Source organism: Xanthomonas campestris pv. phormiicola, from assembly GCA_025666215.1.
Lineage (GTDB): Bacteria > Pseudomonadota > Gammaproteobacteria > Xanthomonadales > Xanthomonadaceae > Xanthomonas_A > Xanthomonas_A campestris_A.
This window is the reverse complement of the sequence record CP102593.1, coordinates 162560-188724: the sequence shown is the minus strand read 5'-3', so window position 1 is coordinate 188724 and position 26165 is coordinate 162560. Positions and strand designations below refer to the sequence as shown.

Sequence of the window (26165 nt, the reverse complement as noted above, 5' to 3'; positions counted from 1 at the left end):
GGACATCATAAACAACCGGGGGCAATGGGCCGCTCACGGGGTGGGGCGGTGGCCGCGCGGTGGCGGTCTTGCAGGGTGACTGAGCTGTTGTGGGAGCGACTTCAGGGCACCGCTAATAACCCCAAAAAACTCGACTAAAACGCTCGCAAGTCATTGATGCGCATAGTGCGAAATTTTTAGAATCGAGGTTATTAGAGGTGCCCTTCAGTCGCTCCCACAGGGAATCGCGGTGGCTGCGCCGATCCGCTGCCGCACGGCGCCCATCTCTCAATGCACCGCGACCACGCGGTTGCGGCCGCCGCTCTTGGCCGCGTACAGCGCTTCGTCGGCGCGCTGCACCAGGCCGTTGGCGTCGTCGCCGGGGCGCAGCTGGACCACGCCGATGCTCAAGGTCGGCTGCAGCCCTGGAAAGACGAGCGCGGCCTGCGCGCGGAAGCGTTCGCGGATGCGTTCGGCGATCGGGGTGGCCTGCGCCGCGTCGGTGCCGGGCAGCGCGATCACGAATTCCTCGCCGCCATAGCGGCCGACCAGGTCGTCGTTGCGCAGCTCCTCGCGCAACGCCTGCGCCAGCATGCGCAGGCCGTCGTCGCCGGCGCGGTGGCCGTAGCGGTCGTTGAGCCGCTTGAAATGGTCCACGTCCAGGAACATCAGCGCCAGCGGCTGGCGCCGCCGCCGCATGGCCTGCTTCAGCGGGCTCAGGCGCTCGTGCCAGGCGCGGCGGTTGAGCAGCCCGGTCAGCGGATCCAAATCGGCCAGCTGCCGCGCCTGGTCGCGGTCGCGGCGCAGCGCGGTGCTGCGCTCGGCCAGGCCCAGCGACAGCACCAGCGCCTCGAACGCGCCGGCGGCCAGTGCCGCCTCTTCGCTCCACGTCCAGTGCGCCACCATGCCGAAGCCTTGCAGGCTGCTGAGCGCGGTGACCAGCAGCAGCGGCGTCCAGCCCAGCAGGAACAGCCCGGCATAGCGCGAGCCGCGCCATGCCGCCACCACGGCGATGCCGATCAGCAGCGGCCCGCCGAGGATCAGCAGCGGGTTGACCAGCGCCCGGCCGAGCGCGTCCAGCCACGGCAGCGGCAGCAGCGCCGGCAGCGCGATCAACGCGACCAGCAGCGCATAGCCGCGCAGCCAGCGCCGCGCGCGCGGCAGGTACTGCGCCAGGTCGGCGAAGCGTTCCAGGAACAGCACCGCGGCCACGATCGACGTGGTGACGCCCAGGCGGCCCCAGAACCGCGCGGCCTGGCCGATCGCTTCCAGGCCCAGCGGATGCACCACGTAGCCAGTCTCCAGCGCCATCACCAGGCCGTAGCCGAGCACGTAGACGGCGTAGTACAGGAACGTCGCCTCGCGCAGCCGCCAGGCGAACACCAGCGCCATCGCCGCCATGCTCAGCATGATCGCGAAGCTCAGGCTGGCGACCACCAGCCAACGGCTGTCCTGGCGCAGGTAGTCGGACTCGCTGCGCAGCTGGAAGCGCAGCGAAGCGGCCATGACCCCGCGCTGATCCACCCACAGCCGCAGCGGCTGCCCGGCGGCCGGTGCGGCATCGATGCGGAAACCGAGGCGGCCGTTGCCGGGCAGCGCCTGCGGGTCGTCGCGCATCAGCCCGCGCTGCTGCGGTGCCGCGCCGGCGACCGGCGCCAGCAGGGTGACCCGCTGCAACGCAGGACTGGGTACTTCCAGCACCCACGGCGCCAGCGGCCACTGCCCCTGCGCCGGCCACAACAGCACCCAGGCGCCGGCGTCGCCGCCGTGCAGCTGGGTCATCCGGTTCGGATCGAAACGCTGCAGCGCCGGATCGGCGCGCGAAGGCGGCACCCCGCGGTCGGCGGCGGCGATCGGGCGCCAGGCGCCTTGCAACGCCGGCATGGGCGCGGGCGCTGCCACGGCGATGGCGCAGGCGAGCACAAGCCAGCACGACAGCAATACCGGGCCACAGCGGCGCCAGCGACGCAACCGGGCCAGGAGCGCGGTGATCACGAAGGACATCGCGACTGCGGGGACGGCGGACACGGCGACGTCGTCGGCCAGCGCCGCGCAACCCTGATGCCGGCCCCTGCCCATCGGTTCAGTCCAGCGCATCCAGGTAGTACCAGCGGCCGTCCTCGCGCACGAAGCGGCTGTGCTCGGTCATGCGCACGGCGCTGCCGCCGCCGATGCGATAGCGCGCCAGGAAGGCGACCTCGGCGCTGTCGGCGCCGCTGGCGACGACCCGCTGCACGGTCAGGCCGAGCCAGGCGGTGTGCGTATCCAGTTCCAGTTCCGCCGGGCGCGTGGACGGGTGCCAGCTGGCGCGCAGGTAGTCGGCATCGCGGCGCACGTAGGCGCTGTAGCGCGCGCGCATCAGCGTTTCGGCGTCGGGCGCGGCGGCGCCGGCGTGGTAGCGCCCGCAGCACTGCGCGTAATCGCGCGGGCGGCCGCAGGGACAGGGATCGGCGAGGCGCGGGGCGGACGGAGACATGCGCCGATTGTGCCGGCTGCGGCGGCGCGGCGCACGCCGGCGCTGCCGTGCGCGGCGGCCCCGGCTATGCTTGCGCGCCCATCGCCCGGAGCGCCGCCTTGCTGGAGCTGATCCCGACCGAACTGCCCTGGCTGCTGTGCATCGCCTTCGTCGCCGGGCTGGTGGATGCGGCGGTGGGCGGCGGCGGCCTGATCCAGTTGCCGGGGCTGTTCGCGACCCTGCCGCAGCAGGCGCCGGCGGTGCTGCTGGGCACCAACAAGTTCAGCGCGATGGCCGGCACCGGCGCGGCGGCCTGGCGCTATGCGCGCAACGTGCGCTTCCCGTGGCGGCCGGTGCTGTACGCCACCGCGGCGGCGTTCGCGTTCTCCTTCCTCGGCGCCACCGCGGTCAGCCTGCTGCCGAAACAGGCGGTGCGGCCGCTGATCCTGGCGCTGCTGATCGCGATGCTGGTCTATACGCTGGTCAAGAAGGACTTCGGCGCGCTGCACCGGCCGCGCCACGTCGGCCGCCGCGAACTGGCCATCGCGCTGGCGATGGGCGCGGCGATCGGTTTCTACGACGGCTTCTTCGGCCCCGGCACCGGCAGCTTCCTGATCTTCCTGTTCATCCGCTTCTTCGGCCTGGACTTCCTGCGCGCCTCGGCCGCCTCCAAGGTGGTCAACCTGGCCACCAACCTGGCCGCACTGTGCTTCTTCGTGCCCAGCGGGCAGGTGCTGCTGGCGGTGGCGGTGCCGATGGCCGCGGCCAACATCGCCGGCGCGGTGGCCGGCACGCGGCTGGCGCTGCGCGGCGGCACGCCGCTGATCCGGCAGCTGTTCCTGGTGCTGGTGGTGGTGCTGATCGGCAAGATGGGCTGGGATCTGCTGCGCTGAGGCGCGGCGGCGGCAACGTGCGATCACGCCGGGCTGGATGCGTTCTCCGCCAGCGCGGCGCGGATGCGCGGCCACGCGTAGTCCCAGGCGATGCGCTCCTGCTCCAGGCGCGGGGCGGGTCCGAAACGGCCGCTGCGCAGGCGGGCGTAGAAGTCGCGCTCGGCGTCGGTCAGGGCATCGAGCTCCTCGGCGTCGGCGTCGTGAGGCTTGGCCTCGCTGGCCCACAGATCGCGCGGCGTTGCATGCAAGGTCTGCTCGTCCATCAACAGCGAGACGACCTTCGGGGCATGGCGACGTAGGCGATCCAGAATGGCCAGGCCGTGGGTGTCGATATCGCCCCAGTAGTAAAGCGGCAACGGCTGCAGCCAGGGAATGCGCTCGACGTAGGACACCGCATAGCCACGCGCCATCAGCACCAGGGTGCCCGGCAGATCCTCGCTGGCCAAGCCCGTTTCCCGATTCTCCACGATCAGCACCTGCCGCACCGGCAGTTGCATCGCCGCGACCTGGGTCACCGGCACGGTCAGGTCCTCCAGCCCATCGAGCGCGGCCCGCAGCGCCGAGTCGAGCAGGCGCAGACGTACCCTGTCCGGCGCGGTGCGCAGCGCGACTAGATCCTCCAATCCATGCCTGCCGGCAAATCCAAGAACGCCCGATAATAGATCCGCCACGACGCCGCGCCGTTTCTCGATCCACTTGCTGTCGATGCCGGCGATCGGCAACTGGCGTAGGTAGAGGCCACTGTCCGGGTGTTCTTGCAACCAGGCCACGACGTCGACGAGGCGTTGGAACTCGGTCTGCGGCCAGTCGGCCAGTGCGCGATAGTTGCGGCGCAGACGCGCGGCCACGGCCGCCATGTGCGGCCAGCGCGTCAGCAAATCCCGTGCGCGGTGGGTGGCGCGTGTCCAGCCCGACCCTTCTCCGATCGCCTCAGCCACATCGGCCGGAGTATCCAGCCACCAGCGCCACGGCAGCGTCTGCACACCCAGGCGCGGCCACCGGCGTGCGAGTGGCTCCACGCGTCCCGGCTCGCCGACATCGCGCCATTGCTTGAGCCAGCGGCTGAAGTCCTCCCATTCGGCAGCGGCATGCGCCTCGGTCGGTGGATGCAGCGACACTTTCCGTGGCCAATCGCCATTCCCGGCCAGCCAGTTCCCGCGCTGGCGCGTCCATGTCGCCCGCAGCTCCGCGCGTGCGGCATCGGGGACGAGCATGGACGCGCGACGGGCCACGGCGAGGACTCAGCGCTTGCGGCGAGCGGGCTGTCGCCGCACTGCCGGGGCTGGCGCCTTCTCGGTGAGCGCACGGGCGGGTTCGGCAGGTGTTGATTCCGACGCGGACTCGGGCGGCACCGCGCCGCCCCGCTCGCGCTCAGGCAACTTGAGCCGACGCGCCTGCTCGTCGTACTCGATCAGCAGCACGCCCGAATCGTGGCGGCCGCTGATCTCGACGAAGCAGGCGCCGCCGATGAACGGCTCCAGGGTCATCACCGATTTCAGCGGCGTGGCCACCACCATCTGGAAACCGAAGTTCTCGAAGATGTTCATCGCCAGCGCGGTGAACTCGTTGTCGGCCTTGTCGAAGGCTTCGTCCAGCACCACCGCGCAGTAACGCGGCAGTTCGCCGTCCTCGCCGCCGAGCTGGTAGCGCAGCGCCGCGGCCAGGCAGGTGGTGGCCAGCTTCTGCCGCTGGCCGCCGGACTTGCCGGCGCCGCTGCGGTAGATCTCCACCTGCTGGCGGGTGGCGGCATCCAGCTCGACGCCGACGAACTCCACGTGCAGGCGCACGTCCAGCACCAGCTCGCGCCAGCGCTTGTCCTCGCCGTCCTGCGACCCGAGCCGGCGCACCAGCTCGCGCAACACCGCAAATTGCTGCTCGGCCAGTTCGCGCTGCTCGGTCTGGTGGTGGCCGAGCACGTCGCGCAGGCGCTGGTGGAACTCGATCACTTCCGGCAGGCGGCGGTCGCCCAACTCGATGGTCAGCAAGGTGCCGCGGTTGAACGGCACCTGCTCCAGGCTGGCATTGACCTCGTCCAGGCGCTGGGCGATGGACTTGCGCGCCTCGGCGGTATGCCGTTGCAGCGCCAGCAGGTTGTTCTTGCTCTGGCTCTGCAGCAGGTCGAAGAAGCGCGCCTCGTGCTGCGGCAGGCCGTCACGCTCCAGGCGCTGCAGGCGGGCGAGGAAGTCCTCGGCGCTGTCCACGCTGACGGTGAAGTCGCCGCTGTCTTCGGGCCAAGCCCGGCAGTAGCGCTTGAAGCACTCCAGCAGCAGTTGCTCGATGCGGTTCTGTGCGGTGATCAACTCGGTGCGCTGCTCCTCCAGCACCTTGGTGATCTCGCGGAAATGCGCGTCCAGGTTTTCCAGGCTCAGCACGCCCAGGCCCTGCACCCGCTCGCCCAGGCCGCGCTCCTGCAGCGGAGTCAGGATGCGTGCGCCGGCGTCGGCGCATCCGACCCTGACCTTCTCCCAGCGTTCGCGCTCGCCCTCCAGCTTCGCGCGCTCCTTGCGCACGCCTTCATAGGTGCGCTCGGCCTGTTCGACGTTGCCGCGCGCCAAGTCGATCGCCTCGCCCAACGCGCGCAGGTTGGCATCGCCCTCGCGCAACTGGCGCAGCGCCGTGGCGATATCGTCCAGGCGCTGCAGCGGCGCGGCCACGTCGATCTCGTCCCAGGCCAGGTTGGCCAGGGTGTGCTGGGCCAGGCGCCGCGCGCCGTCGCGTTCGCGGCGCGCGCGCAGCGCGGCCACGTCGGCGTCGCAGGCGGCGATGCGCTGCGCCAGCGCCAGGCCCTCCTCTTCGAACAGGGCCAGCTTGTCGCGGTTGTCGAAGCCCAGCAGCCAGCGCCGGCGATCGTTCACCGCATGGCGGTCGTCCTTCTCGTAGCGCTCGCCGGGATGCTTGACCTGGCCTTCGCGGGTGATCGCACGCTCGGCATGGCGCAGCGCCTTGGCGTTGTCCACGCAGTCGTAGTCGAAGCGCTTGCCCAGTTCGCGGCGCAGCCAGCCGGCGAAGGCGTGCTCGCGCAGTTCCAGCTTGTGCAGCAGCGAGCCGGCGGCCGGCGCGCGCCCGGGCAGGGCGTGCTCGTTGTCGCGCACCCGGTAATAGACCAGGCGGATGCCCAGATGGGTGCGGTTGACCCAGTCGGCCACGTCCGCGTAGTGGCGTTCGTCCACCAGCAGCGATTGCGCGAAGCCGTGCAGCACGCGCTCGATGGCGCCGCGCCAGTCCGAGTCCTCGCTGCGCACCTGCAGCAGCTCGCCAACGAACGGCAAGGCGGCCTCGGGCACGCCGGTGTCGGCGCTCAGGCGCGCGCGCAGCGCCTGCAGCGGCGCCGGGATACTGGACGGGTTGCGCTTGAGCGCATCGATCTCGGCGCGCACCTCGGCGAAGCGCTTGGCGTCCTCGGCCTTGCCCGCGATGCGCTGGCCGATCGCTTCGTCGAGTTCGGCGGCCGCGCGCGTGCCGTCTTCCAGCGCCGCGCGTGCCTGTGCGGCCTGCTCGGCGAAGCCTTGCGCGCTGCCGGCCAGCACCTGCTCCAGCTGGCGGCAGGCCTGCTCGGCCCGGGTGCGCTTGCCGGCGCGGCGGTCGCGCTCGGCTTCCTGCTGGCCGCGCTCGCGTTCCAGCGCATCGATGCGCTCGCCGCCCTGCGCGCGGCGCTGCGCTTCCAGGTCGTCCAGGCGCCGCTGATGGTTCTCCAGCGCGGCGCGGCGTTGCCCTTCCTCGCCGGCCAGGCCGCGATCCTGCGTATCCAGTTCCTGCAGCCGCGCATCCAGCAACGCCAGCCGGCGCTGCTCGCGGTAGCTGTCGATGCCGAGCTTGAGTTCGTCCAGTTCGCTGCGCTGGCGGCGCACCGCCATCAGCTCGGCGTGGTGCCCGCGCGCCGGCAGCAGGGTCTCGACCTGGCGGCGCGCGGTCACCACCGCCTGATGCGCGCCGTCCAGTTCGGCGAAATCGCCGACCAGGCGCTCGGCGGCGTCGAAGGTCTTCGGCTCCTCGAGCATGAAGCCGCGCAGGAAGGCGTTGAGGTCGCCGAGGTTCTTCGCCGACTGGGTCTTGTGCAGCAACCGCAGCGCCATCTCGTTGCCGATCCCGAGCTGGTGGCGGAAGCGTTCGGCATAGCCGGCGAAGCTGTCGAAATGGTGCACGTCGTGCAGGCGCTGCTTGAGCTTGCGCAGGTCCAGGTCGAAGCCGTCCAGGTCGGCGGCGATGTCGAACGCGCGCTCGGCCACCATGTAGTGCTTGCGCACGTCGGCCGCGGCGGTGCCGTTGCCGGCGATCCAGAACAGCCGCACCAGGCTGACCACGCGGTCCTCGCCGTTGCGGTACTCCAGCACCAGCGCGGTCCAGGTGGCGCCCTTGCGCAGGTACTGGGTGGCGATCTCGCCCGATTCGCTGTCCTGCTGGTCGGCCCAGGCGCCGCGCACGTAGGAGACCAGGTTGCGGTCGCGGCCGCTGCGTTCGGCCTCGCGCGCGGCGGCGTTGAAATCGACGATGCTCGGCGGAGTCAGCAACGCCGACATCGCATCGAGCAGGGTCGACTTGCCCGAGCCGGAACGGCCGACGAACAGGAAACCGCGTGCGGCGATCGGGATCTCGGTCAGGCCGGAAAACGTGCCCCAGTTGTGCACCTGCAGGCGGCGCATGCGGAACTGCTGGAGACGCGGATCGGGCAGATCGCCGGCGAACAGGCCCGGCGTGGAAGCGGAGGATTTCATCCGCACAGTCTAGGGACGGGGACGCGCGGAACCAAGCCGGCGCGCAGCGGCGGCAGCCCACGCCGGCCAAAGCGCGTCCTAGGCATCCTGCGCCGGCTCGGCGTCGTCCTCGCCGCTGCCCGGGCCTTCGCGCAGCTGGCGGTACACCAGCGCCAGCGCGGCGACGTCTTCGGCCGAGAACAGCAGCTTCAGCGCCGGCGAGACTTCGTAGCGTTCGTCCTCGCCGCGCAGGCGGGTCAGGATGTGGTTGTCCTTCATCTTCTGCACCGCGTTGCCGACCCGGCGCAGGAAGCCGGCGCGGTCGGTGGACAGGTTCTTCTCGTACACCGCCAGCGCCTCGCCCAGCTGCGCTTCCTCCACCACCGCGCGCAGGCCGCGCGCATCGGCTTCGGCCAATTGCTGGCGCAGGTGCAGCAGCAACACCGAGTCGATGAAGGTCAGCGGCGAGGAGCGCAGCAGCACCGGCGCTTCCAGTTCGCCGGTATCGGCCTGGCGGGTGAAGGCGATGCCGGCCTCGCGATCCAGCACCAGTTCCAGGAACAGGTCGGCCAGGGCGCTGCGGATCGCCGCCTCGCTGCGCAGCAGTGCCGGCCACAGTTTGCTGTGGCGCTGCGCGTCCACGCTGGGGCCGCTGAGCAGCTGGCACAGCGCGCGCCGCGCCTCCACCGGCAGGCGCCCGCTGTCGCCGGGGAACAGGCCGGTGCCGGCGTCGGGTGCGGCGCTGTCGGCCATGCCGTGCCGCTGTTCCTGCTCGGGATCCGGATCGTGTTCATGCCAGTTCATGGCGTTTCTCCTGGGTGAACCACACCAACGGAATGCGCGCGCGGCGCCACTGGCCGTCGCCGCCGCGCCATTGCGCGATCTCCTGCTGCCCGGCAGCGACCACGCCATGGCGGGTGCCCAGCGACAGATATCCGATCACGCTGCCCAGGCCCTGGCTGGCCTCGCGCTGTGCCAGCACCTGGGCGATGGTCAGCTGCGGCTGCTCGCCGAGCAGCTCGAACAGATCGCGGCGCAGGCTGCGGAAGTCGATTTCCGACTGCGCCACCAGGTCGCCGACGCTGTCCAGCGAAATCGCCGCCGCCTCGTTGCGCTGGATGCCGCCCTCCACCTGCTGCTGGCGCGGGTCGTGCAGCCGCCACTGCGCCAACGAACGCAGGCGGCTGGTGGTCAGCTTGAGGTCGCGGCCGATGCCACGCTGGGCGGGAATGTGGTCGCGCAACGCCAGGGCTTCGGCCTGCGCCTGCTTGAGCAGCTGGTTGAGCCGGCGCTGCTCCAGATAGCCGCGGCTCTGCACGAAACCGCGCAGGCTGCGCGCGAAATGCTGCATCACGTCGTGCACCTGGCCACCGCGCTCGAGCATGGTGCCGGTCAGCCCGCGCAGGAAGCCGCGCTCGCGGCGGTCGAGCTTGCGCGCGAAGCCGCGCGCCAGCACCGTCTCCAGCGCCGCGTCGAGCTGCGCGCTCTGCTCGGCATCGTTGAGCAAGGCCCAGAACGCCTGGAAACTGCGGCCGGCCTCGCTGTCGCCGATCACGTCCACGCCTTCGAACAGCTTGCCCAGGATCTCGCCGCGCTCGCCCTCGTCGTCGATGATGCGCTCGCGGAAGTCGCGGTTGAGCTGCTCGAAGTCGTCGCGGACGCGGCGGAAATCCTCGGTCAGTTCGTCGGCCAGCGCGATCACCTGGCGCGCGCGCTCCAGCGCGCGCTTGCCGTCCAGCGCCGCCACCTTGCCCTTGGACACCCGCGCGATTTCCGCATCGATGCGGTCGCGCTCGTCGCGCAATGCCGACAGCCGCGCATCGGGATTGGTCTCGGTCAGCGCCGCCAGCTGCGCCAGCTGCTGCATCACCAACGCCAGGCGGCTCTCGGTGGCCGCGCCGCGCGCGTGCTCCAGGCCGTCGGCGAAACGGATCGCCTGCGTGGCCTGGGTGGAGAGTTCGTATTCCTCCTGCTGCGCGCCCTCCGGCAGCCGCCGCTCCAGCCAGCCCTGCGCCAGCCAGTGCGCCACATAGGCCTGCGCGGTGCGCGGCAGTTCGCGCGAGAGCTGGTCGGCGTTGAGTTCGTCGAGCATGCGCTGCAGGCGTTCGTGCAGGACCGCCGCCGGCAGCCGGCGTTCGGACTCCAGCAACAGGGTCTGCAGCAGGCCGATCACTTCCGGCGCATGGTCGGCGGCCAGCAGCTTCCACAGCGGCTGCTCGCGCAGGGTGCGGTAGCGGGCGATGCGGGCGCGGTGCTTCATGCCGATCCTGCCGGGCGCGACCGGCGGGTCGAAGACGCGGAAATGCTAGCGCGGCACCGCATGCGGCACGCTCAGCGCTTGCCGCCGTCGATGAAGCGCAGGAACTCGGCGCGGGTGCGCGCGTCCTCGCGGAAGGTGCCGAGCATCTTCGAGGTGACCATGCTGACCCCGCGCTTGTGGATGCCGCGGGTGGTCATGCACTCGTGCGCGCCTTCCACCACCACGCCCACGCCCAGCGGCTGCAGCACGTCCTGGATGCACTGCGCGATCTGCGCGGTCATCTTCTCCTGCACCTGGAAGCGCCGCGCATAGGCCTCGACCACGCGCGCCAGCTTGCTGATGCCCACCACCTTGCCACGCGGCAGGTAGCCCACATGGACCTTGCCGATGATCGGCGCCATGTGGTGCTCGCAATGGCTTTCGTATTCGATGTCGCGCAGCACGATCAGCTCGTCGTAGCCGGCCACTTCCTCGAAGGTGCGCAGCAGGTACTCGCGCGGGTCGGCCTGGTAGCCGCTGAACCAGTCGCCATAGGCCTCGGCCACGCGCCGCGGGGTATCCAGCAAGCCTTCGCGGTCCGGGTCCTCGCCGGCCCAGCGCAGCAGGGTGCGCACGGCGGCTTCGGCCTGGTCCTGGGTCACAGGGGAGTCGTGGGTCTTCTTGGAGTCGGCCATAAGCGAAAACGCCCGTGAGGGGGGCTGCATGGTACCCGAGTCGCACGCGCGCCGCAGAACCCCGGGCGCGGCCCTGCCAGCGGGGATCGCAGTGCGCCTTGCACGGGTATGGCCAGAGGCCACGCCCGTGCAAGGCGCACCGGCCTCAGCCGCGCCCGGCCGCCCCCTTCGCGGCCTTGCGCTCGCGCATCGCGCGCTCGTCGTCCAGCCAGTTCGCGCCCTTGTTGGTCAGGAAGAAGATGTACACCACCAGCGACACCGCGATCACCGCCGTGGCGTACCAGACGAAGGTGGTCACGTGGCCGGTCTTCAGCGAGGCCTGGTACAGCAGTGGCGCAGTGCCGCCGAAGGCCGAGTTGGCCAGCGCGTAGCCCAGGCCCACGCCCAGCGCGCGGATGTGGGTCGGGAACAGCTCCGCCTTGACCACCGCGTTGATCGAGGTGTAGCCGGTCAGGATCACGAAGCCGCCGGTCAGGATCGCGAACGCGGTCAGCCAATCGCTCTGCCTGGGCAGCTCCAGCACCAGGAACCAGGTGTAGAGCACGCCGCCGATGCCGAAGAACACCAGCAGGGTCTTGCGCCCGACGATGTCCGACAGCCAGCCGCCGACCGGCTGCATCAGCATCAGCACGGTCAGCGCGACCAGGTTGATGATGGTGCCGGCCATCACGTCGTCGCCGGCGAAGGCGCTCTGGATCATCTTCGGCCCGATCACCGAGTAGGTGTAGAAGGCGATGGTGCCGCCCGCGGTGACCAGGAAGCACAGCAGCAGCGGCCGCCACTGGTGCACGAACAGCTCGTGCAGCGAACCGGCCGAACGCGCCCCGCCCTGCTTGGCCTCGGCGATGGCGTCCGAGCCCAGCGACTCGTCCATCGACCGGCGCAGCCAGAACACCACCAGCGCCCCGATGCCGCCCAGGCCGAACGCCACGCGCCAACCCCACGCGGAGACCTGCGAGGTATCGAAGAAATGCAGCATCACAAGCAAGGTCGCCTGCGCCAGCACGTGGCCACCGACCAGGGTCACGTAGTGGAACGAGGACAGGAAGCCGCGCCGGCCCGGGATCGCCGCCTCGGACATGTAGGTGGCGCTGGTGCCGTACTCGCCGCCGGTGGCGAAGCCCTGCAGCAGCCGCGCCAGCAGCAGCACGATCGGCGCGGCGATGCCGATGGTGTGCACCGTCGGCGCGACCGCGATGACGAACGAACACAGCGCCATCAGCGACACCGAGATGGTCAGCGCCAGGCGGCGGCCGTAGCGGTCGGCGAAGCGGCCGAAGTACCACGCGCCGATCGGCCGCATCAGGAAGGTCATCGCGAAGATCGCCCACACGAACATCGTGGCGTTCTTGTCTTCCTTGGAGAAGAACTGCGATTCGAAGTAGGTGGCGAACACCGAGTAGACGTAGACGTCGTACCATTCGACCAGATTGCCGGCCGAGCCCTTGAGCGTATTGGACACCGAGCGGCGAAGGCTGCCAGGTGCGGCGCCGGAACCGGCAGCGATCGGGGATGCGGGTGCGCTCATGCGATGACCCTTCAGCAGATGGACACCGCCAGAGTAAGAGTACAGGTGGCGGTTTGCGAGGACGCTGTCGCGAACGGCGGCGCGCGGCGCTTGCCCGCGGCGAGACGGCGAGCATGTCGCAGGCGCTGGCCGCGGCAGGCAGCAGCAGGAAGGTCCAGGCCGCCGCAACGTCGCCTTGAAGCGGATGCTGGCGCGGAGGCCTTGGACATGGCGCGGACGATAGCACTGCGTGCCGGCGGCGTGTCCCGGCGCAGACCGCGGGCGGCCCGTCGCCATGTCGGGCAGCCCCCGCGCCGGAACACGGCTGCAGTCGACCCAGGAGAGGCGGCGGGTTCTTCTTTACTCGCCTGCCGTTTTCAAACATGCTTTCGCACCGGCGATGCCGCCGTGCGACGCCATCCGCGTCATGGCCACCGCTGCCCCTCCAGATCCAGTGACCACCATGACCACTGCCGCCCGTCCCACGTCCATCCGCGAACGCGCCAGCGCGGGCCCCTGGTCCAGATCGCGCTCGGCGCTGTTCGCGTGCCTGCTGCTTGCCGGCGCCGTCCCCGCCAGCGAGGCGAAAACCCACTATGCGCCGTTCACCTATCGCCAGACCTCGGGCACGCGGCCCTACGTCCCGGTCGAACTGAACGGCACCAGGCTCCTTTTCATGGTCCATGCCAACGCCAGCTTCTCCGCCATGACCACGCATGCCAATGCGAAGAAAGCGGGCATCGGCAATCTGGTGCCGCTCGGCGCCTATGGCATCACCGAGCCGGGCAAAGTGAGCGAGCTCGGCAGCGCCAAGGCGGTCGCGAAACGATTCGTGGTCGGCGGCCGCAGCGACAAGGACCTGCGCATCCTGGTGTTCGAGATCCCGCAGACGCCCCCTGTCGACGGGATGATCGGAATCGAGTGGCTCAAGGCTTCCAAGGTCCTGGTCGACTACCGCCACGATCGGCTGGTGCTTCCGGAAAGCGACCAGGACGTGGCCGCCGAGCACCGCCGCCTGCGCCAGCAAGGCTACACCGCCCATCCGATGACCTGGGACGCCAAGGAAGATCGCTACTACGTCTTCCCCACGGTGAACGGCGTCAAGTCCAGGTTTGCGGTGTCCACCGTGGCGTCGATCTCGATGGATACCGCATTCGCGTCGCGGGCCGCCGTCGGGCTGGGGCCGGTCGTGGACCACTACGGCGGGCCAACCGGGGCCACCGGCGATGAGCGCGAGACCGCCGAACCGTTCGCGATCGTGGTGGATGGCCAGCCGCTGCAATCGATCAAGGCGCAAAGCTACGACCTGTACGCGTACGACGGCACCGAACGGCCTTCCGAGGCGTCCGAAGTCGTCGATGGGTATCTGGGTTGCGATTTCATGCGCGCCAACGACGCCGTCATCGATTTCGGATCGGGGCTGCTCTTCACCAGGCCGAAGACGCCCGCGAAGCAGCGCTGACGACCAGGGCTGGGCGCAGGCCCGCGGCGGCAGCTTGGCGCTCGCTTCGGCCGGCAGGACCAGGACCGCCGCCTTCGGCCGCACCGGCCGCTGCGGCCGCGCTCGAAGCGGATCCTGGCGATGGCCTGGGACAGGGACACGGAAGATGGCACTGCCCGCCTGCGTGTTGTCCCGGCCAAGCCGCGAGCGCCCTGCCGAGCGGGCCGTGCCCATCCACTGCGTTCTTCCGATCGCGGCGAACGCGCCAGCCGCGCGCAGGCGCGGCTTGGCCGCCCCCTGTCCCGCCAACACCAACAGACCCTAAGCATGCGGCGACCCAGCAAATGAATGGAGCCCTGCACGCGTTACGATGGCGCCCCCACTGGCCGCACCCTGCAGACCCCCCATGAAGGCCCGCACTCCCGACGCAGCCGCGGCGGCATGAGCAACGCGTCGCATCGCGCGGCCCCCCGGGCCAACACCTGGGACGAACGCCTCGAGCCCTGGATTGCCGCCCTCGTCAGCGCCCTGCTGCATCTGCTGATGGTGCTGCTGTTGCTGCTGGCCGACCCGCCCACCATGAGCACGCCGCAAGGCGCCGCCAGCGGCGGCCGGACCAAGGTGGACTTCGTCGGCGCCACGCGCCAGCCCGTGCATCCGGCCAAGACACCGCCCAGCCCCACCCCCGCGCACAAGCCGGTCGCGGCCAAGAAACGGCGCGCCACCTCGCCGGTACAGTCCACCCTGGTCGCGCAGTCCGACCATCCGGTGCCGCCGCCCGATCCGGCCGCCACGGCCAGCATCCCGGCGCCGCCCGCGCCCACGCCCGCCGAGCGACCGGCCCCGCCGCAACCGGACCCCGCCGCGCAACAGCAGGCCCAGGCCGCCGCCAGCGAACCCGAACCGACCCAGCGCCGCGAGACCTGGACCGGGCGGCCGCCGGGCGCCATCGACCAGGACATCGGTGCCAACGAAGCGGGGCTGGTCCGCGACGGCGCCGGCCGCGGTGGCCGCCGCAGCGACCCCAGCGACGCCGGCCCCAGCATGGAACTGGGCGGCTACCTGGTCTATTACGACCTGCGCAGCGAAACCCTGCTGCGCGCGTGGATGGACCAGGGCATGAAGGAATTCTTCATCCTGCTGCCCGGCACCCAGTACCGCATGGCCTGCCCGCTGGAGATCGCGATGAAGCGCGGCTCCGGCAAATGCCGCGCGCTGCCACCGGACTCCCCGGAACTGAAGGCGATCGGCGACGCCCGCGAAGTCATCACCATGCTGCAGGTCTACAAGCAGGGCGAACTGGTCTGGCGCGGCCCGGGGCCGTACAAGTAAGCCCCTCTCCCCCCGGGAGAGGGGTTGGGGTGAGGGTCCGGCGCGAAAGCGACTCGCGGAGTTGGGTGCGCAAGGCTGCGCCGTCCCTGCATCCGGCGTTGCTGCACAGAGACGACAGCGCTTCTACCCCGATGCGCAGTGCAGCAGCTCGAAACGTTCGCTCACCCTCCGCAGCGATGCCGACACGTGAGCGCGCCAGGCAATGCGCACGAGCGTGTCGCCGCGCTCCCCGCATGCCTACCGCCACTGGGCAAACGCCTTTTCGCCACCGCCATCGATCGGCACATGCAACGTGAATGGAAGCGTGCACGAGGGCGCACGCCATCACGCTCCATTTGCAATTGCCCATCGGCCTTGTTGATAGAGTCGCCGCGCGTCCCTGGCGGACGGCCCACCTGTGCAACGTGGCCGACCGCGACGCCGGAGCAATTCATTCAATAGGAGGTGTCACGTGCACTGGAAGTCCACTGTCGCAATGCTCGCCCTGTCCGCCGCCGCCCTGCCGGCCTTCGCCCAGTCCGACCGGCAAGTGGTCGACGACATGCTGCTGCGCTCGGCCAATGTCTGCCCCGGCCACAGCACCGACCGCACCGCGCCCACCGTGAAAGCCGTGCCCGTCGGCGCGCTGCGCGTGATGCTCGACCGCGGCCTGGTCATGTGCCCCGACCGCCGCCTCGATGCCGACGCGCCGGCCGTGTTCTACGGCAGGCTCGGCGTGTTCGCCTGGAATCCCGAAGTGAAGGCCGGCTCGACGGTGATCGTCAAGCAGATCGACACCATGACCCGCAACGAGGAATACCCCGCCGAGACCCTGGTGTGGGACGCCAAGGGCACCGCGCTCAAGCAGCAGACCGTGCCCATGTTCGAACCCAAGCCCGGCGCGGCGGTGTTGTACAAGGTCCGCTAGCGTCATCGATTCCCGGGCAGGCCAGGCCGCGTTGGCGCTGCCCGGTTGCCCTGCGGCGCCGCGCCTGCGTCACGCCCGGCGCCGCGTCCACGCCGCCGCGCATTCCCCGCGCTGACCTGCGCCGCCCGGCGGCCGGCCGGGTTGCGCCCGCCGCCGGGCGCAACGCCAGGCAGCCGACCACGCGGCCCGCGTGTGCACGCCGACCAGCGTGCCTACCCGCCGACCATGCCGCAGCCTGACCGCGGCACCGCGATCGGCAGCGAATACCGCGCATGGCCGCCGACGCCATCAGCGCCACCCCGCCATATCCTCCAGCGCCGCGCACGCGCCCCCATATAGGATCGCGTGCGGCCACGATTATCTTCAGTTGCGGATATTTCAATTATTTAATATCTGCAAATTGAGAGCATGCGGATAAAAATTCTGCCCGGAAACATTCCGCACCCTCGCCTCGTGCGCCCGTCGGAAACGACGCGAATAATCGAAAAAACCGCTTTTCCAAGCTGATTTCCGCACAAAATCCGTTTTGCTCACGAACGCGCAGCGATATGCAGCACGTTGCAACGGCGCAGCCGATCGCGTTATTCAGGACGCAGCGGACCCAATAACTACCGCAGATAAACATATCGAATCTTTTTCGCAGAAATGTCCTCGCTGCCATAGTAGTGTTTGCGCCCCACCCACCCCACACCCGGCGACGGGCGTACGACATGCGAGGACGTTTCATGGTCACGATCCGCAACACACTGGCGTTTCAACTGGTCTCCCTGCTCGGCGTGGCCGGCGCCTTGCTGCCCATGGCAGCCACCGCGACCCCGGCGCGCGGCACCCTGCTCAAGAGCGCGGTGTTGTCCAGCTACACCCGCGAGGCGATCACCGCCTTGATGGCCGAAGAGCAACCCAGCGAGCAGGCCAAGTGCGACGTTCGCGTCGCCGAGTTCGCGTATGCGACGGTTGGAGTGAACGGCGAACCGGCGACCGCGTCCGGCGTGCTGCTCGTCCCCGGCGGCAAGGACTGCGCCGGCCCTTACCCCTTGCTGAGCTACGACCAGGGCACCGAGACGCTGCGCCGCGCCGAGCAGGCGAAGGAGATCCGCGACGACAAGGGCGACGACACCATGGTCACCCACCTTGCCAGCCAGGGCTATGTCGTGGTCAGCCCCGACTATCTGGGCCTGGGCCAGTCCAACTATCCCTTCCACCCGTTCCTGCACAGCGCGTCAGAGGCCAGCGCCACCATCGATGCCATGCGCGCAGCGCGTCAGCTGCTGCAGCGCTTGAACACGCCGCTGTCGGGCAAGGTCATGCTGACCGGCTTCTCGCAGGGCGGACATGCTGCAATGGCCACCCAGCGCGAGATCGAAGCGCATTTGTCGGACGAGTTCAACCTGGTCGCCAGCGCCCCGGTCTCCGGGCCGTATGCGTTGAGCCAGACCTTCCTGGACAGCCGCAGCGGTCGCAACAGCGTGGGCGAAAGCACCTTCGACATCGTGCTGGCCAGCTACGCCGTGATCGCGATGCAGCGGACCTACCACAACATCTATCTGGCTCCCTCGCAGGTCTTCCAGGATCCGTGGGCCGGCAAGGTCGAGTCCCTGTTCCCGGGCACCCACGACGTGGAGGATCTGGCGACCGGCACTACCTTGCCGGGCGTCGACAAGATCCGCCGCTACTTCCAGCCCGGGTTCTATAACGATTTCGGCAACAACCCCAACGACCCGTTCCTGCGCGACCTGGAGCGCAACGACCTGCTCAGCTGGGCCCCGCGCACCCCCACCCTGCTGTGCGGCTCCGACAACGACGCTACCGTGCCGCTGAAGAACGCCCACACCGCCATCGCCGCCTTCAAGCGTCGCGGCAGCAACCAGGTGGCCGTACTCGACCTGGGCTCCGGCGATCCGAGCGACAACAGCGCCGTCGAGCATCTGCTGACCGAGGACGCCTGCGCCGTCGCCGTGCGCCAGCAGTTCCTGGACAAGTACCGCTAAGCGCCGGCAACGCGATCGCGCGGCGCCCGCTACGGCGCCGCTACGATCGTCAGCCCCACCGCGGCCGTGCCTGGCAACAGGCGCGGCCGCGCCGGTAAATCACCTTGCCCAGGCGCACCGCCACGGTGCCGGCACCCCATACGCCGGCTTCCGCCTGCGCCGGCATCGATGCCGCCACCGGCATCCGGCCGCTGGTGGTCGGGAAGCACCCGAACGCACCACCGCGCCGCATCCTGCGTGCCCTGCAACGGCTCCATCCATCGGCGCGGCCGCACCGCACCGCGCCCCAGGCCTCAGTCCGCGCCGGCCACGCGCACCACCAGTTCACCCGCGCGCACCTCGATGCGCAGCGTGCTGCCGATGGCGAAACCCAGCTGTTCCAGCCAGCGCCCGCGCAGGCGTAGCGCCGGCACCACCTGGTTGCTGGCCGGGTAATAGCCGTAGCCCATCTTGCAGCGCTGCGGCGGGCGCCGGCGACGGGGCGCGCGCGGCGTGCGGGCTGCCTCGGCGGCAAGCTCGGCGGCGATCTGCTCGGGCGTCAGCATCGGCGTGAGCGTCGGCTCCACGATGGTCCAGTCGCGGAACTGCGCTGTCTGGCGCGGCGCACGCTTGCGCGAGGTGGCAGCGGGACGGGAAGGCGGCTTACGCATGGCGCGGCTCCCCGTGCGACACCGGCGCCAGACCATCGCCGCCCAGCCGCTGTGCGTGGATCTCGTCCACGATCCCGCGCACCGCGCGGGCGGCCGTGAAGATGCTCTCGCCCAGGATCGACACGCTCTTGTCGTCCAGCGGCGCCCCGCTGCACACCGCCACCATGTCGCTCTGCGCGGTGATGGTGCGTAACAGCGCGTGGAACTGGTCGAGTTGTTGCAGGGTGACGCCGAAGGTGAAGGGCTCTTCCTGCGTTTGTAGCGTGGCCGTTGGCGCGGTGTGCCGCGCGGCGGCGGTGGTGCGGGCTTTCGAAGTCGTCATGGCATCCGTCCTCGACGTGGGCGGACGGGGTGTCCGCGCAGCCAACGTAGCGCGCTCTTTTTGATATCCAAAAATCAGATATTCACTGAGAGCTTCAGCCGCGCAACGACAGTCGTACCCATAACTTCGGGCCGGTGCCGTCTGCTCGACCGCTGCCCTGAAGCACCTCATGTCTCGTTTCGTAGACGACGCAATCGCCAGGCGGACAGCTGCCGATTCTGGCGCTATGTTTGGTTCTGGGACGGGGGTCGCATGGGACGCAAACGGGGAAATACCGGTTTTGACGCGCTGGCTGCGTTGCCGTGGCCGCTTGGGCTAGCCATGGGCATCGCTGGCTTTCTTGCCGTGCGCTATGGACTCGCCTGGTGGCTCTCCCAGCACGGCGGCATGCTGGCTCAAGGCATCGCGCAGCACTCGGACAGCACGCTCGCACCGCTTGCGTGGATCGTGCTGATCGTCTGTTGGATCGCTGCGCTCTTCTCCTTCCTCGGCGCACGCCATCGTCGCCGCCTACTGGATACTCGTACCACCCTGGAAAGCCTTGCCGCCGGTGGCTGGCGCCAATTCGAACTGCTCGTCGGCGAAGCCTTCCGCCGCCAGGGCTACAGCGTGGAAGAAACCGGCCTAGGCGGCGCCGACGGCGGCATCGACCTGATCCTGCGCAAGGACGGCCATCGCACGCTGGTGCAGTGCAAGCAATGGAAGCGGCAACAGGTCGGCGTCAGCGTCGTACGCGAAATGTATGGGCTGCTGGCGCATCACCAGGCGGATGCGGTGAAGATCGTTTGTGTGGGTGGATACACGGCCGATGCAGCACGGTTTGCGTTTGGTAAGCCGATCAAGCTGATCGGCGGAGAACAGTTACTGGACATGATCCAAACGGCGCAACGTGGTAGCGCTATTGGAATACCTCTCGATTCCCGTATCGAACCGGCGCTCGGCTCGGCGATCGAAACTCCCTCTCAATCACCAACCTGCCGACGGTGCGGAAGCGTACTCGTACAGCGGACCAACAAGCGCACGGGTAAGGTATTTCTTGGCTGCAGCCAGTTTCCGCATTGCCAAGGAACCGGGTAAGTGAGCCTGACCCCGTTACTTCAGCCATATAATCCCTAAAATGCAGAGACTCCAGGCATTCGAAATTTGACTTGAACGATCCAGTTTTCAAATGCAGTCCACTCGCGACATTATCAGCGTCAAGATTCGCCTTTACTACACTAAAATTATCGCCTAGAAATGGAACTGACCAAAAATGGAAACCCCGTCCATAAAGCAAATTAAAGATCAATCTTCCGAAATAAAGAAATCTTTAAAAAAAGTTAAATCTCATGATTTCGCGGGTCTCCGGTTTGGCAATGAATCTGAGTATTCAGACAAGTCGATAATCGCAGGAATCGAGTCAATTTTGATTGACTTGCATACCCTCTATTCTGCGCCGACAAAATTTCTAAAGAAATCAACTAGCGCAGAAAGAACCTTAATTAGCTCCAACCTAGGTAGCCTTGTCACCTACTGCAATAACTTAGACTTGACAAGCGCAGGAAATATTTTAGAACAAATAAAGCCCATCATTCGATCTTATGGTGTCCGCGATTTAGATGAGAGAAGAATCGCATTTGAAGATCACATAGACACTCTTCAAAAGAAATCCCTTGAATTGTCGATAGAAATTGAAAATCTAAGATCAACAAAGGAAGCAACGGAATCTGCGCTAGAGGAAATGAAGCTCACTCTCACTGATGCGCGAAATACTATAGAAAAAATAAGCTCGTCGAAAGATTCGATATCTCAAAACCTAAAGGAATCAACCAGCGCACTAGAATTGATAAGCTCTATTAAGAAAGATTGCGAAGACTCATACACTGGAATAGAAAAGAGTAAAAACGATGTTAGAAATCTCACGGCTGGAATAGAAGATTTCTTCAAGAAAATCTCTTCGCGCGAACTTCAAATTGATAATCAAAATGCAAAATCAGACGAATATAGGGCGTTATTAGATGAATTCACATCCGAGAGAGTCGTACTTCTCGACGAAGCGAAGTCGCTTATCAACAGCGCAAGAGTCGCCCTCGGCTATAAGACAGCACAAGGACTAAGTGCAGCATTTACCGAGAAGCAGATTAAAGCAGAATCTGACAAGACCACTATCAGATGGATTTTCGCAGCGGCAATTTTTATTTTAGGCGCAATTGGTATTGGCATATGGGTCACAATTGACTCAGGAACTGCAATCGAACTCGTCATAGGCCGAATTTCACTCATCCCCATATTGATCGGAGCAGCTTGGTTTTCTGCATCTCAATACATAAAACAAAGAAATCTTGCGGAAGAATATGCCTATAAAAGTGTGTTAGTTCGCTCAATGGTTGGATTCTCTGAGCAGGTGTCAGGCGGAGACGGAAAAGGGGAAGATCATTCTCATTACATAAAAAATGTTCTATCAGAGATTCACATGAATCCGATAAGGGGGCATGCAGATAATTCACTGACAAAGAAGGAAGTTATTGAGCTCCTAAAGGAGTTGCGCGACCCAATTGTCAAGATTGCAGAAACCGCTGTTAAACAGAGGCCTTGAAGAGCCTAATGCCAAAATTTAGTGGAAACCGGGATCAGAGTGCACTTCTTTAGTGGAAACCAGGGTCAGAGTGCACTTCTTTCATACCACTATAGCCTGGCGGCATGGACGGGGCTCCAGCCCACCACCCGCGTGTCCAATTGACGGCTAGCCGAAGCGCGCCACAGAATCCCCCCAACAGTGGGCTCTCTTCGCCGTTGCGCCTCATGCAGCAAGCTCCCCCTGGGTACGCCTGCCCGTTCTGCGGCATCGCCGCCACGCTGCCCTCGCCTGCGCCGGAATCGGCAAAAACAGGGGTCAGAGTGCACTTACGCAGACGAAAAACTGGGTCAGAGTGCACTTAAGCAGACGCCCCCATCACTTTCAGCTGCCCGACTGCTATGCAGATCGAGTCGCACGCTGATGCTGCCGAACCAACTGCCGCCCCGCATCACGGGTTGATGGAACGGATTCAGATAGTGCCGCTGGAAGCCGCGGATGCACACGTCGATCAGCAATGCGATGGCCGGTGCCCAAAAAAGGGGTCAGGTTCATTTCCTACTGCCCGACCCCGTTACCTCACTCCGCTTCGGACAGAAGCGGAGCTTCTAGTCGATATCGAAAGTGTCGGCAAAGCGACTCGGCATGCTGCCAAGCAGCGCCTCCAGATAGACGTAGGGCTTGATCGCATCGAGCCAGGTGAAATAGCTTGCCTCCGACACGTGCCTGCGCACGCTGGCCAGGACCGCCTGACAACGATCCGGTGACAGGAATGGCAGTGGCGGCGACTCTGGCTCGTAGACGCCAGAGAAATCGCCCTTCAACGTGTGCGCTCCATGCCACAGAACCTCTGCTGGCGTATCGGCATCGAGGTCGGCCAGTTCCACCACACGCCCCGACAGCAAAGGTTGGGCGGCTAGCAACCAGCCATACAACTGCGTAGTCCATAGCGGACAACGGATGGCGAATACCGAATCGAGCCAGTCAGCGAGTTCGTGGTTGGTCAGGTACTTCGCACAGAAGAACATGCCCGCCGAGAAATCGCCACACGCCACGCTCCACGCCGTGCGCTCCCCACCCGTGAACGGATCCTCCGGCGCAGAGACCGCCAGCCGCTCTCCGGCCCAGCGAGAGGGGTCCATCAGGCAGCGGCCCAACGTCTGCCTCGCATCATCTGCGAACCCAGGGTATGGCTCATCGATACCGCGCGGATGCACGGCCATGAACGCCGTGACGAGGTGCTGATACAGGCTGTCGAACGACTGTTCCAGGTGGCGGGGAACGAGCTGAGCCAACAAGTAGCGATACCAATTGGTCCACTCGTCCATGGGGCCGAAACTGGAATTTCCGGAAGCGATTTCCTCAAGCGGTACGCGCAGCTCCTCGAGCGAAAAGCCCTCAAGATCAGCGAGCAGGAAGTCGAACATGCGCCGATCTTCACCCATGAACCACGCTTCGCCCATCGGATGTGCTGGGCGGCGCACCTGATGGCGCATGCGTTGGACACAGCCGGAATTCAGCCCGTCGCCAGGACGCCAGACGAACGGATGCGCAATCTCGGGCTGGAGAAGCTGATGCGATGTGACCATCTGGCGATTCTAGCCTTCACCTCCTAATGGCCCAATGCATAGAGGCCCAATGGCATAGGACGCATTGCGCCATGCCCATGGCGACGGGTGTGGGTCATGCGCACCGGCCATGCAATCCACCACGGCCGCCGCCAAGTGAACCTGACCCCGCTACCGGAGGTTTTTCCTGGGAAACCAGGGTCAGAGTGCACTTCTTCCCAGCCACCATCGCTTGACGGCATGGATGTCAGCTCCAGCCCACCAGCTGTGTTGTCCGATTGACGAGTCGCAGGGGCGCACCACAGAATCCGTTCCCGCCCCACAGTGGGTTCTCTTCGCCGTTGCGCCTCATGCAGCACGCTCCCACCGGGTACGACTGTCCGTTCTGCGGTATCGCCGCCACGCTGCCCTCGCCTGCGCCGGAATCGGCCGTTGTCCTGGTGGATGCCAACGTGTACGCCTTGGTGCCGACGCACCATTACGCCGGTATCCAAGGCAACTGTCTGGTGATCCCGCGTGGCCACTACGAGAACGTGCTGGACATGCCCGACGACCTGGGCCGCGAGGTCTTCCGCGCCACGCGGCGCCTGGCGCACGCGATGCTGGCGGCCTTCGGCTGCGAAGGCATCTCCACGCGCCAACACAACGGGCCGGCCGGCAATCAGGATGTGTGGCACTACCATCTGCACGTGTTCCCGCGCTACACGAACGACGGGCTGTATGGGGGGCAGAAAGTGCGCTACGCCACCGAGCAACGCATTGCGCTGGCCGCACGTCTCCGGGCTGCTTTGCCGTAGCGTGCCCGCCCTGGTGATGCCGGACTTCGTGTCGCTGTGCCGGCGCGTGCTGGAACATCATGGCTACGCGATGACGCCGCTCGCCGGCTGACGCCGCGCAGGGCGTGCCTCCTCGGTAACCGGCGGGCCACGTGTCCCGCACCGCGCTCTTCCCGTGGCCGGTTGCCGCCAGTTTCGACGTGATGGCAATGCGCCAGGAGCGGGTTTTGCGCGCGCTCCGGTGCTCCGCCCCCGATGTGCGCACTGCGGGGTCGGCGCTGCTGCCTGCCAGGCGCATCGCGATGGACTTTCGAACAGGACAGGGGAAAGATGCAGCGAGCTCCGTCTCTCAACGGCCAGGTGTCATGAGCGCCAAACGCTTTGTTGTCGCATACCTCCTGGCCATCGTGGTTGCGGCCGATGCATCGGCCCACGACCCCATGCACGACCATGCCGCGATGGAGCGGCTGGGCAGCGTCAGCTTTGCGACCTCGTGCAATGCGGCGGCGCAGCCGCGGTTCGATCGTGCTGTGGCGTTGATGCACTCCTTCCAGTTCGGCCCGGCCATCGAGGGCTATCGCGCGGTGCTGGAGGCCGACCCCAGCTGCGCCATCGCCTATTGGGGCATCGCGTTGAGTAGCTGGAGCAATCCGTTCGCCGGGTTCAAATCTCCCGCGCAACTGCAGCAGGGGTTGAAAGCGGTCAACGCGGGGCGGGCGCTGAAGGCCAAGACCCCGCGCGAGCAGGCCTATCTGGAGGCGGTGGCGCATCTGTATGTGGACGCCGACCTTCTGGACCAGGACACGCGCGCCCTCGCCTACGAGCAGGCGATGGCGCGGCTGGCCGCCGCCTACCCCAAGGACATCGAAGCGCGCATTTTCTACGCGTTGGCGCTGGCCGCGGCCGCCGATCCCACCGACAAGACCTATGCGAAACAGCTGAAGGCCGGCGCAATCCTGGAGACGCTGTTCGCCAAGTATCCCGATCATCCCGGCCTGGCCCACTACATCATCCACGCCTACGACGAGCCGGCCCTGGCATCGCGCGCCGCCGCCGCCGCGAAGCGCTACGGCGCGATCGCGCCCTCCACGCCGCACGCGCTGCACATGCCCTCGCATACCTTCACGCGGATCGGCGACTGGCAGGCGTCCATCGACACCAACCTGGCCTCGGCCGCGTCGGCGCGGGCCGCAGGCCAGCCGGCCGACGAACTGCATGCCAGCGACTACATGATCTACGGCTATCTGCAGACCGGGCAGGACAAGGCCGCGGGGCAATTGGCCGAGGCGTCGGCGCAGGTCTTCGCGCGGTTCGATCCGACCAAGGCGAACGGCGCGGCGCCGGCCTCGGCCGCCTATTACGCCCGCGCCGCGATTCCGGCGCGCTACGCGCTGGAGCGCCGCGATTGGGCGCAGGCGGCCAAACTCGCACCCGTGCCCAGCCGCTTTCCCTATGCCGATTCGATCACCTATTTCGCCCGCGGCCTGGGCGCGGCGCATCTGCACGACGGCGACGGCGCACGCGCGGCGATCGCATCGCTGGACAAACTCCACGCCACGTTGGCCAAGCAGGGCGAGGACTATTGGGCTGAGCAGACGGATATTCAGCGACGGGAAGTGGCCGCGCTCCTGGCGCTGCAGGAAGGGCATGTCGCCGACGCGCTGACGGGCATGCGTCAGGCCGCCGACCTGGAAGACAAGACCCAGTTGGCCTCGGTCACGCCCGGGCCGCTGGCGCCGGCCCGGGAAATGCTGGGCGAGATGCTGTTGGCACACAGCCAACCGGCCGACGCGCTGACGGCGTTCGAAGCCTCGCTGGTGCAGGAGCCCAACCGCTTCTGGTCGCTGTACGGCGCGGCCGCGTCGGCCAGGCAGGCGGGCGACGGTGCGAAGGCCCACGCCTATTTCCAGAAGCTGCTGGCCATGGCGCAGCACGCGGATCGCCCCGAACGCCCGCAATTGATCGAGGCGCGCCAGCAAGCCCCGCAGTGAAGGTGCCGCGCTGGTGCAACGGAAACGCAGGCCATTCCTCCGCGCGCCGATGGCGATCCATCGGCGCCAACTTGCCAGCCATCCGCGGCCTGGCTCATGGGGTCGCCATTCCCGCGGGACGCATCGGGCGATGATGGGACGACGCCCGGCCAGGTTCACCGCCCGCCACCAGCCGAC

Annotated in this window: 20 protein-coding genes; 9 read left to right on the top strand and 11 right to left on the bottom strand. The window is 67.2% G+C overall.

Going from position 1 to position 26165, the window contains the following annotated elements; translation table 11 throughout:
- Nucleotides 1–267: 267 nt before the first annotated feature.
- A complete protein-coding gene (locus tag NRY95_00830; GenBank protein UYC16565.1) occupies nt 268–1863 on the bottom strand; it encodes a GGDEF domain-containing protein in 1596 nt (531 codons plus the stop codon).
- Between the two features lie 199 nt (nt 1864–2062).
- Nucleotides 2063–2455 (bottom strand): YchJ family metal-binding protein, encoded by a 393-nt coding sequence (locus tag NRY95_00825; GenBank protein ID UYC16564.1) that lies wholly within the window; start codon nt 2453–2455, stop codon nt 2063–2065.
- Nucleotides 2456–2553: 98 nt separating this feature from the next.
- Here NRY95_00825 and NRY95_00820 point away from each other — a divergent pair, with 98 nt between their 5' ends.
- Nucleotides 2554–3327 carry a TSUP family transporter gene (locus NRY95_00820; protein UYC16563.1) on the top strand — a complete coding sequence of 258 codons (774 nt, stop codon included), beginning with the start codon at nt 2554–2556 and terminating at the stop codon, nt 3325–3327.
- Between the two features lie 23 nt (nt 3328–3350).
- On the opposite strand, the gene NRY95_00815 is transcribed toward NRY95_00820, so the two are convergent.
- From NRY95_00815 to NRY95_00790, 6 genes are all read right to left on the bottom strand, one after another.
- Entirely contained in the window at nt 3351–4541 is a 1191-nt protein-coding gene (locus NRY95_00815; protein UYC16562.1) for a DUF2220 family protein, read from the bottom strand.
- Between the two features lie 27 nt (nt 4542–4568).
- Nucleotides 4569–8039 carry an AAA family ATPase gene (locus NRY95_00810; protein UYC16561.1) on the bottom strand — a complete coding sequence of 1157 codons (3471 nt, stop codon included), beginning with the start codon at nt 8037–8039 and terminating at the stop codon, nt 4569–4571.
- 78 nt (nt 8040–8117) lie between these two features.
- On the bottom strand, nt 8118–8771 hold the full coding sequence (locus NRY95_00805) for a DUF4194 domain-containing protein (GenBank protein UYC18677.1): 654 nt from the start codon (nt 8769–8771) through the stop codon (nt 8118–8120).
- Nucleotides 8772–8808: 37 nt separating this feature from the next.
- Entirely contained in the window at nt 8809–10278 is a 1470-nt protein-coding gene (locus NRY95_00800) for a DUF3375 domain-containing protein (GenBank protein UYC16560.1), read from the bottom strand.
- A 71-nt stretch (nt 10279–10349) separates the two neighbouring features.
- Nucleotides 10350–10952: a GTP cyclohydrolase I FolE gene (gene folE / locus NRY95_00795; GenBank protein ID UYC16559.1), complete on the bottom strand. Its 603-nt coding sequence runs from the start codon at nt 10950–10952 to the stop codon at nt 10350–10352.
- A 145-nt stretch (nt 10953–11097) separates the two neighbouring features.
- Nucleotides 11098–12480 (bottom strand): MFS transporter, encoded by a 1383-nt coding sequence (locus tag NRY95_00790; protein UYC16558.1) that lies wholly within the window; start codon nt 12478–12480, stop codon nt 11098–11100.
- 442 nt (nt 12481–12922) lie between these two features.
- Here NRY95_00790 and NRY95_00785 point away from each other — a divergent pair, with 442 nt between their 5' ends.
- From NRY95_00785 to NRY95_00770, 4 genes are all read left to right on the top strand, one after another.
- Nucleotides 12923–13921 (top strand): retropepsin-like domain-containing protein, encoded by a 999-nt coding sequence (locus NRY95_00785; GenBank protein UYC16557.1) that lies wholly within the window; start codon nt 12923–12925, stop codon nt 13919–13921.
- Nucleotides 13922–14341: 420 nt separating this feature from the next.
- On the top strand, nt 14342–15232 hold the full coding sequence (locus tag NRY95_00780; protein ID UYC16556.1) for a type II toxin-antitoxin system RelE/ParE family toxin: 891 nt from the start codon (nt 14342–14344) through the stop codon (nt 15230–15232).
- A gap of 475 nt (nt 15233–15707) precedes the next feature.
- Nucleotides 15708–16139 (top strand): hypothetical protein, encoded by a 432-nt coding sequence (locus NRY95_00775; protein ID UYC18676.1) that lies wholly within the window; start codon nt 15708–15710, stop codon nt 16137–16139.
- A gap of 725 nt (nt 16140–16864) precedes the next feature.
- On the top strand, nt 16865–18127 hold the full coding sequence (locus NRY95_00770; protein ID UYC16555.1) for an alpha/beta hydrolase: 1263 nt from the start codon (nt 16865–16867) through the stop codon (nt 18125–18127).
- A gap of 293 nt (nt 18128–18420) precedes the next feature.
- Here the strand turns inward: NRY95_00770 and NRY95_00765 are convergent, their stop codons facing one another.
- A complete protein-coding gene (locus tag NRY95_00765; protein ID UYC16554.1) occupies nt 18421–18777 on the bottom strand; it encodes a type I toxin-antitoxin system SymE family toxin in 357 nt (118 codons plus the stop codon).
- Nucleotides 18770–19099 (bottom strand): hypothetical protein, encoded by a 330-nt coding sequence (locus NRY95_00760; protein ID UYC16553.1) that lies wholly within the window; start codon nt 19097–19099, stop codon nt 18770–18772. Before NRY95_00760 ends, NRY95_00765 begins: the two co-directional genes overlap by 8 nt.
- Before the next feature lie 252 nt (nt 19100–19351).
- Between NRY95_00760 and NRY95_00755 the strand changes: the two genes are divergently transcribed.
- Nucleotides 19352–20176, top strand: a complete 825-nt coding sequence (locus NRY95_00755) for a restriction endonuclease (GenBank protein ID UYC16552.1) — start codon at nt 19352–19354, stop codon at nt 20174–20176.
- A 175-nt stretch (nt 20177–20351) separates the two neighbouring features.
- Nucleotides 20352–21674 carry a hypothetical protein gene (locus tag NRY95_00750; GenBank protein ID UYC16551.1) on the top strand — a complete coding sequence of 441 codons (1323 nt, stop codon included), beginning with the start codon at nt 20352–20354 and terminating at the stop codon, nt 21672–21674.
- A gap of 587 nt (nt 21675–22261) precedes the next feature.
- Here the strand turns inward: NRY95_00750 and NRY95_00745 are convergent.
- On the bottom strand, nt 22262–23242 hold the full coding sequence (locus tag NRY95_00745) for a hypothetical protein (GenBank protein ID UYC16550.1): 981 nt from the start codon (nt 23240–23242) through the stop codon (nt 22262–22264).
- A 329-nt stretch (nt 23243–23571) separates the two neighbouring features.
- On the opposite strand from NRY95_00745, the gene NRY95_00740 reads away from it, so the two are divergent.
- Together NRY95_00740 and NRY95_00735 are read left to right on the top strand one after the other, a co-directional pair.
- A complete protein-coding gene (locus tag NRY95_00740; protein ID UYC16549.1) occupies nt 23572–24018 on the top strand; it encodes an HIT family protein in 447 nt (148 codons plus the stop codon).
- 131 nt (nt 24019–24149) lie between these two features.
- Entirely contained in the window at nt 24150–25988 is a 1839-nt protein-coding gene (locus NRY95_00735) for a hypothetical protein (protein UYC16548.1), read from the top strand.
- The last annotated feature ends 177 nt before the right edge of the window (nt 25989–26165 follow it).

Coding starts and splice junctions, on each gene's coding strand:
- NRY95_00770 (UYC16555.1), top strand. CDS start 16,865: ATGGTCACGATCCGCAACACACTGGCGTTTCAACTGGTCTCCCTGCTC.
- NRY95_00775 (UYC18676.1), top strand. CDS start 15,708: ATGCTCGCCCTGTCCGCCGCCGCCCTGCCGGCCTTCGCCCAGTCCGAC.
- NRY95_00765 (UYC16554.1), bottom strand. CDS start 18,777: ATGCGTAAGCCGCCTTCCCGTCCCGCTGCCACCTCGCGCAAGCGTGCG.
- NRY95_00790 (UYC16558.1), bottom strand. CDS start 12,480: ATGAGCGCACCCGCATCCCCGATCGCTGCCGGTTCCGGCGCCGCACCT.
- NRY95_00785 (UYC16557.1), top strand. CDS start 12,923: ATGACCACTGCCGCCCGTCCCACGTCCATCCGCGAACGCGCCAGCGCG.
- NRY95_00740 (UYC16549.1), top strand. CDS start 23,572: ATGCAGCACGCTCCCACCGGGTACGACTGTCCGTTCTGCGGTATCGCC.
- NRY95_00750 (UYC16551.1), top strand. CDS start 20,352: ATGGAAACCCCGTCCATAAAGCAAATTAAAGATCAATCTTCCGAAATA.
- NRY95_00745 (UYC16550.1), bottom strand. CDS start 23,242: ATGGTCACATCGCATCAGCTTCTCCAGCCCGAGATTGCGCATCCGTTC.
- NRY95_00825 (UYC16564.1), bottom strand. CDS start 2,455: ATGTCTCCGTCCGCCCCGCGCCTCGCCGATCCCTGTCCCTGCGGCCGC.
- NRY95_00780 (UYC16556.1), top strand. CDS start 14,342: ATGAGCAACGCGTCGCATCGCGCGGCCCCCCGGGCCAACACCTGGGAC.
- NRY95_00800 (UYC16560.1), bottom strand. CDS start 10,278: ATGAAGCACCGCGCCCGCATCGCCCGCTACCGCACCCTGCGCGAGCAG.
- NRY95_00760 (UYC16553.1), bottom strand. CDS start 19,099: ATGACGACTTCGAAAGCCCGCACCACCGCCGCCGCGCGGCACACCGCG.
- NRY95_00810 (UYC16561.1), bottom strand. CDS start 8,039: ATGAAATCCTCCGCTTCCACGCCGGGCCTGTTCGCCGGCGATCTGCCC.
- NRY95_00815 (UYC16562.1), bottom strand. CDS start 4,541: ATGCTCGTCCCCGATGCCGCACGCGCGGAGCTGCGGGCGACATGGACG.
- folE (UYC16559.1), bottom strand. CDS start 10,952: ATGGCCGACTCCAAGAAGACCCACGACTCCCCTGTGACCCAGGACCAG.
- NRY95_00755 (UYC16552.1), top strand. CDS start 19,352: ATGGGACGCAAACGGGGAAATACCGGTTTTGACGCGCTGGCTGCGTTG.
- NRY95_00830 (UYC16565.1), bottom strand. CDS start 1,863: ATGCCGGCGTTGCAAGGCGCCTGGCGCCCGATCGCCGCCGCCGACCGC.
- NRY95_00805 (UYC18677.1), bottom strand. CDS start 8,771: ATGGCCGACAGCGCCGCACCCGACGCCGGCACCGGCCTGTTCCCCGGC.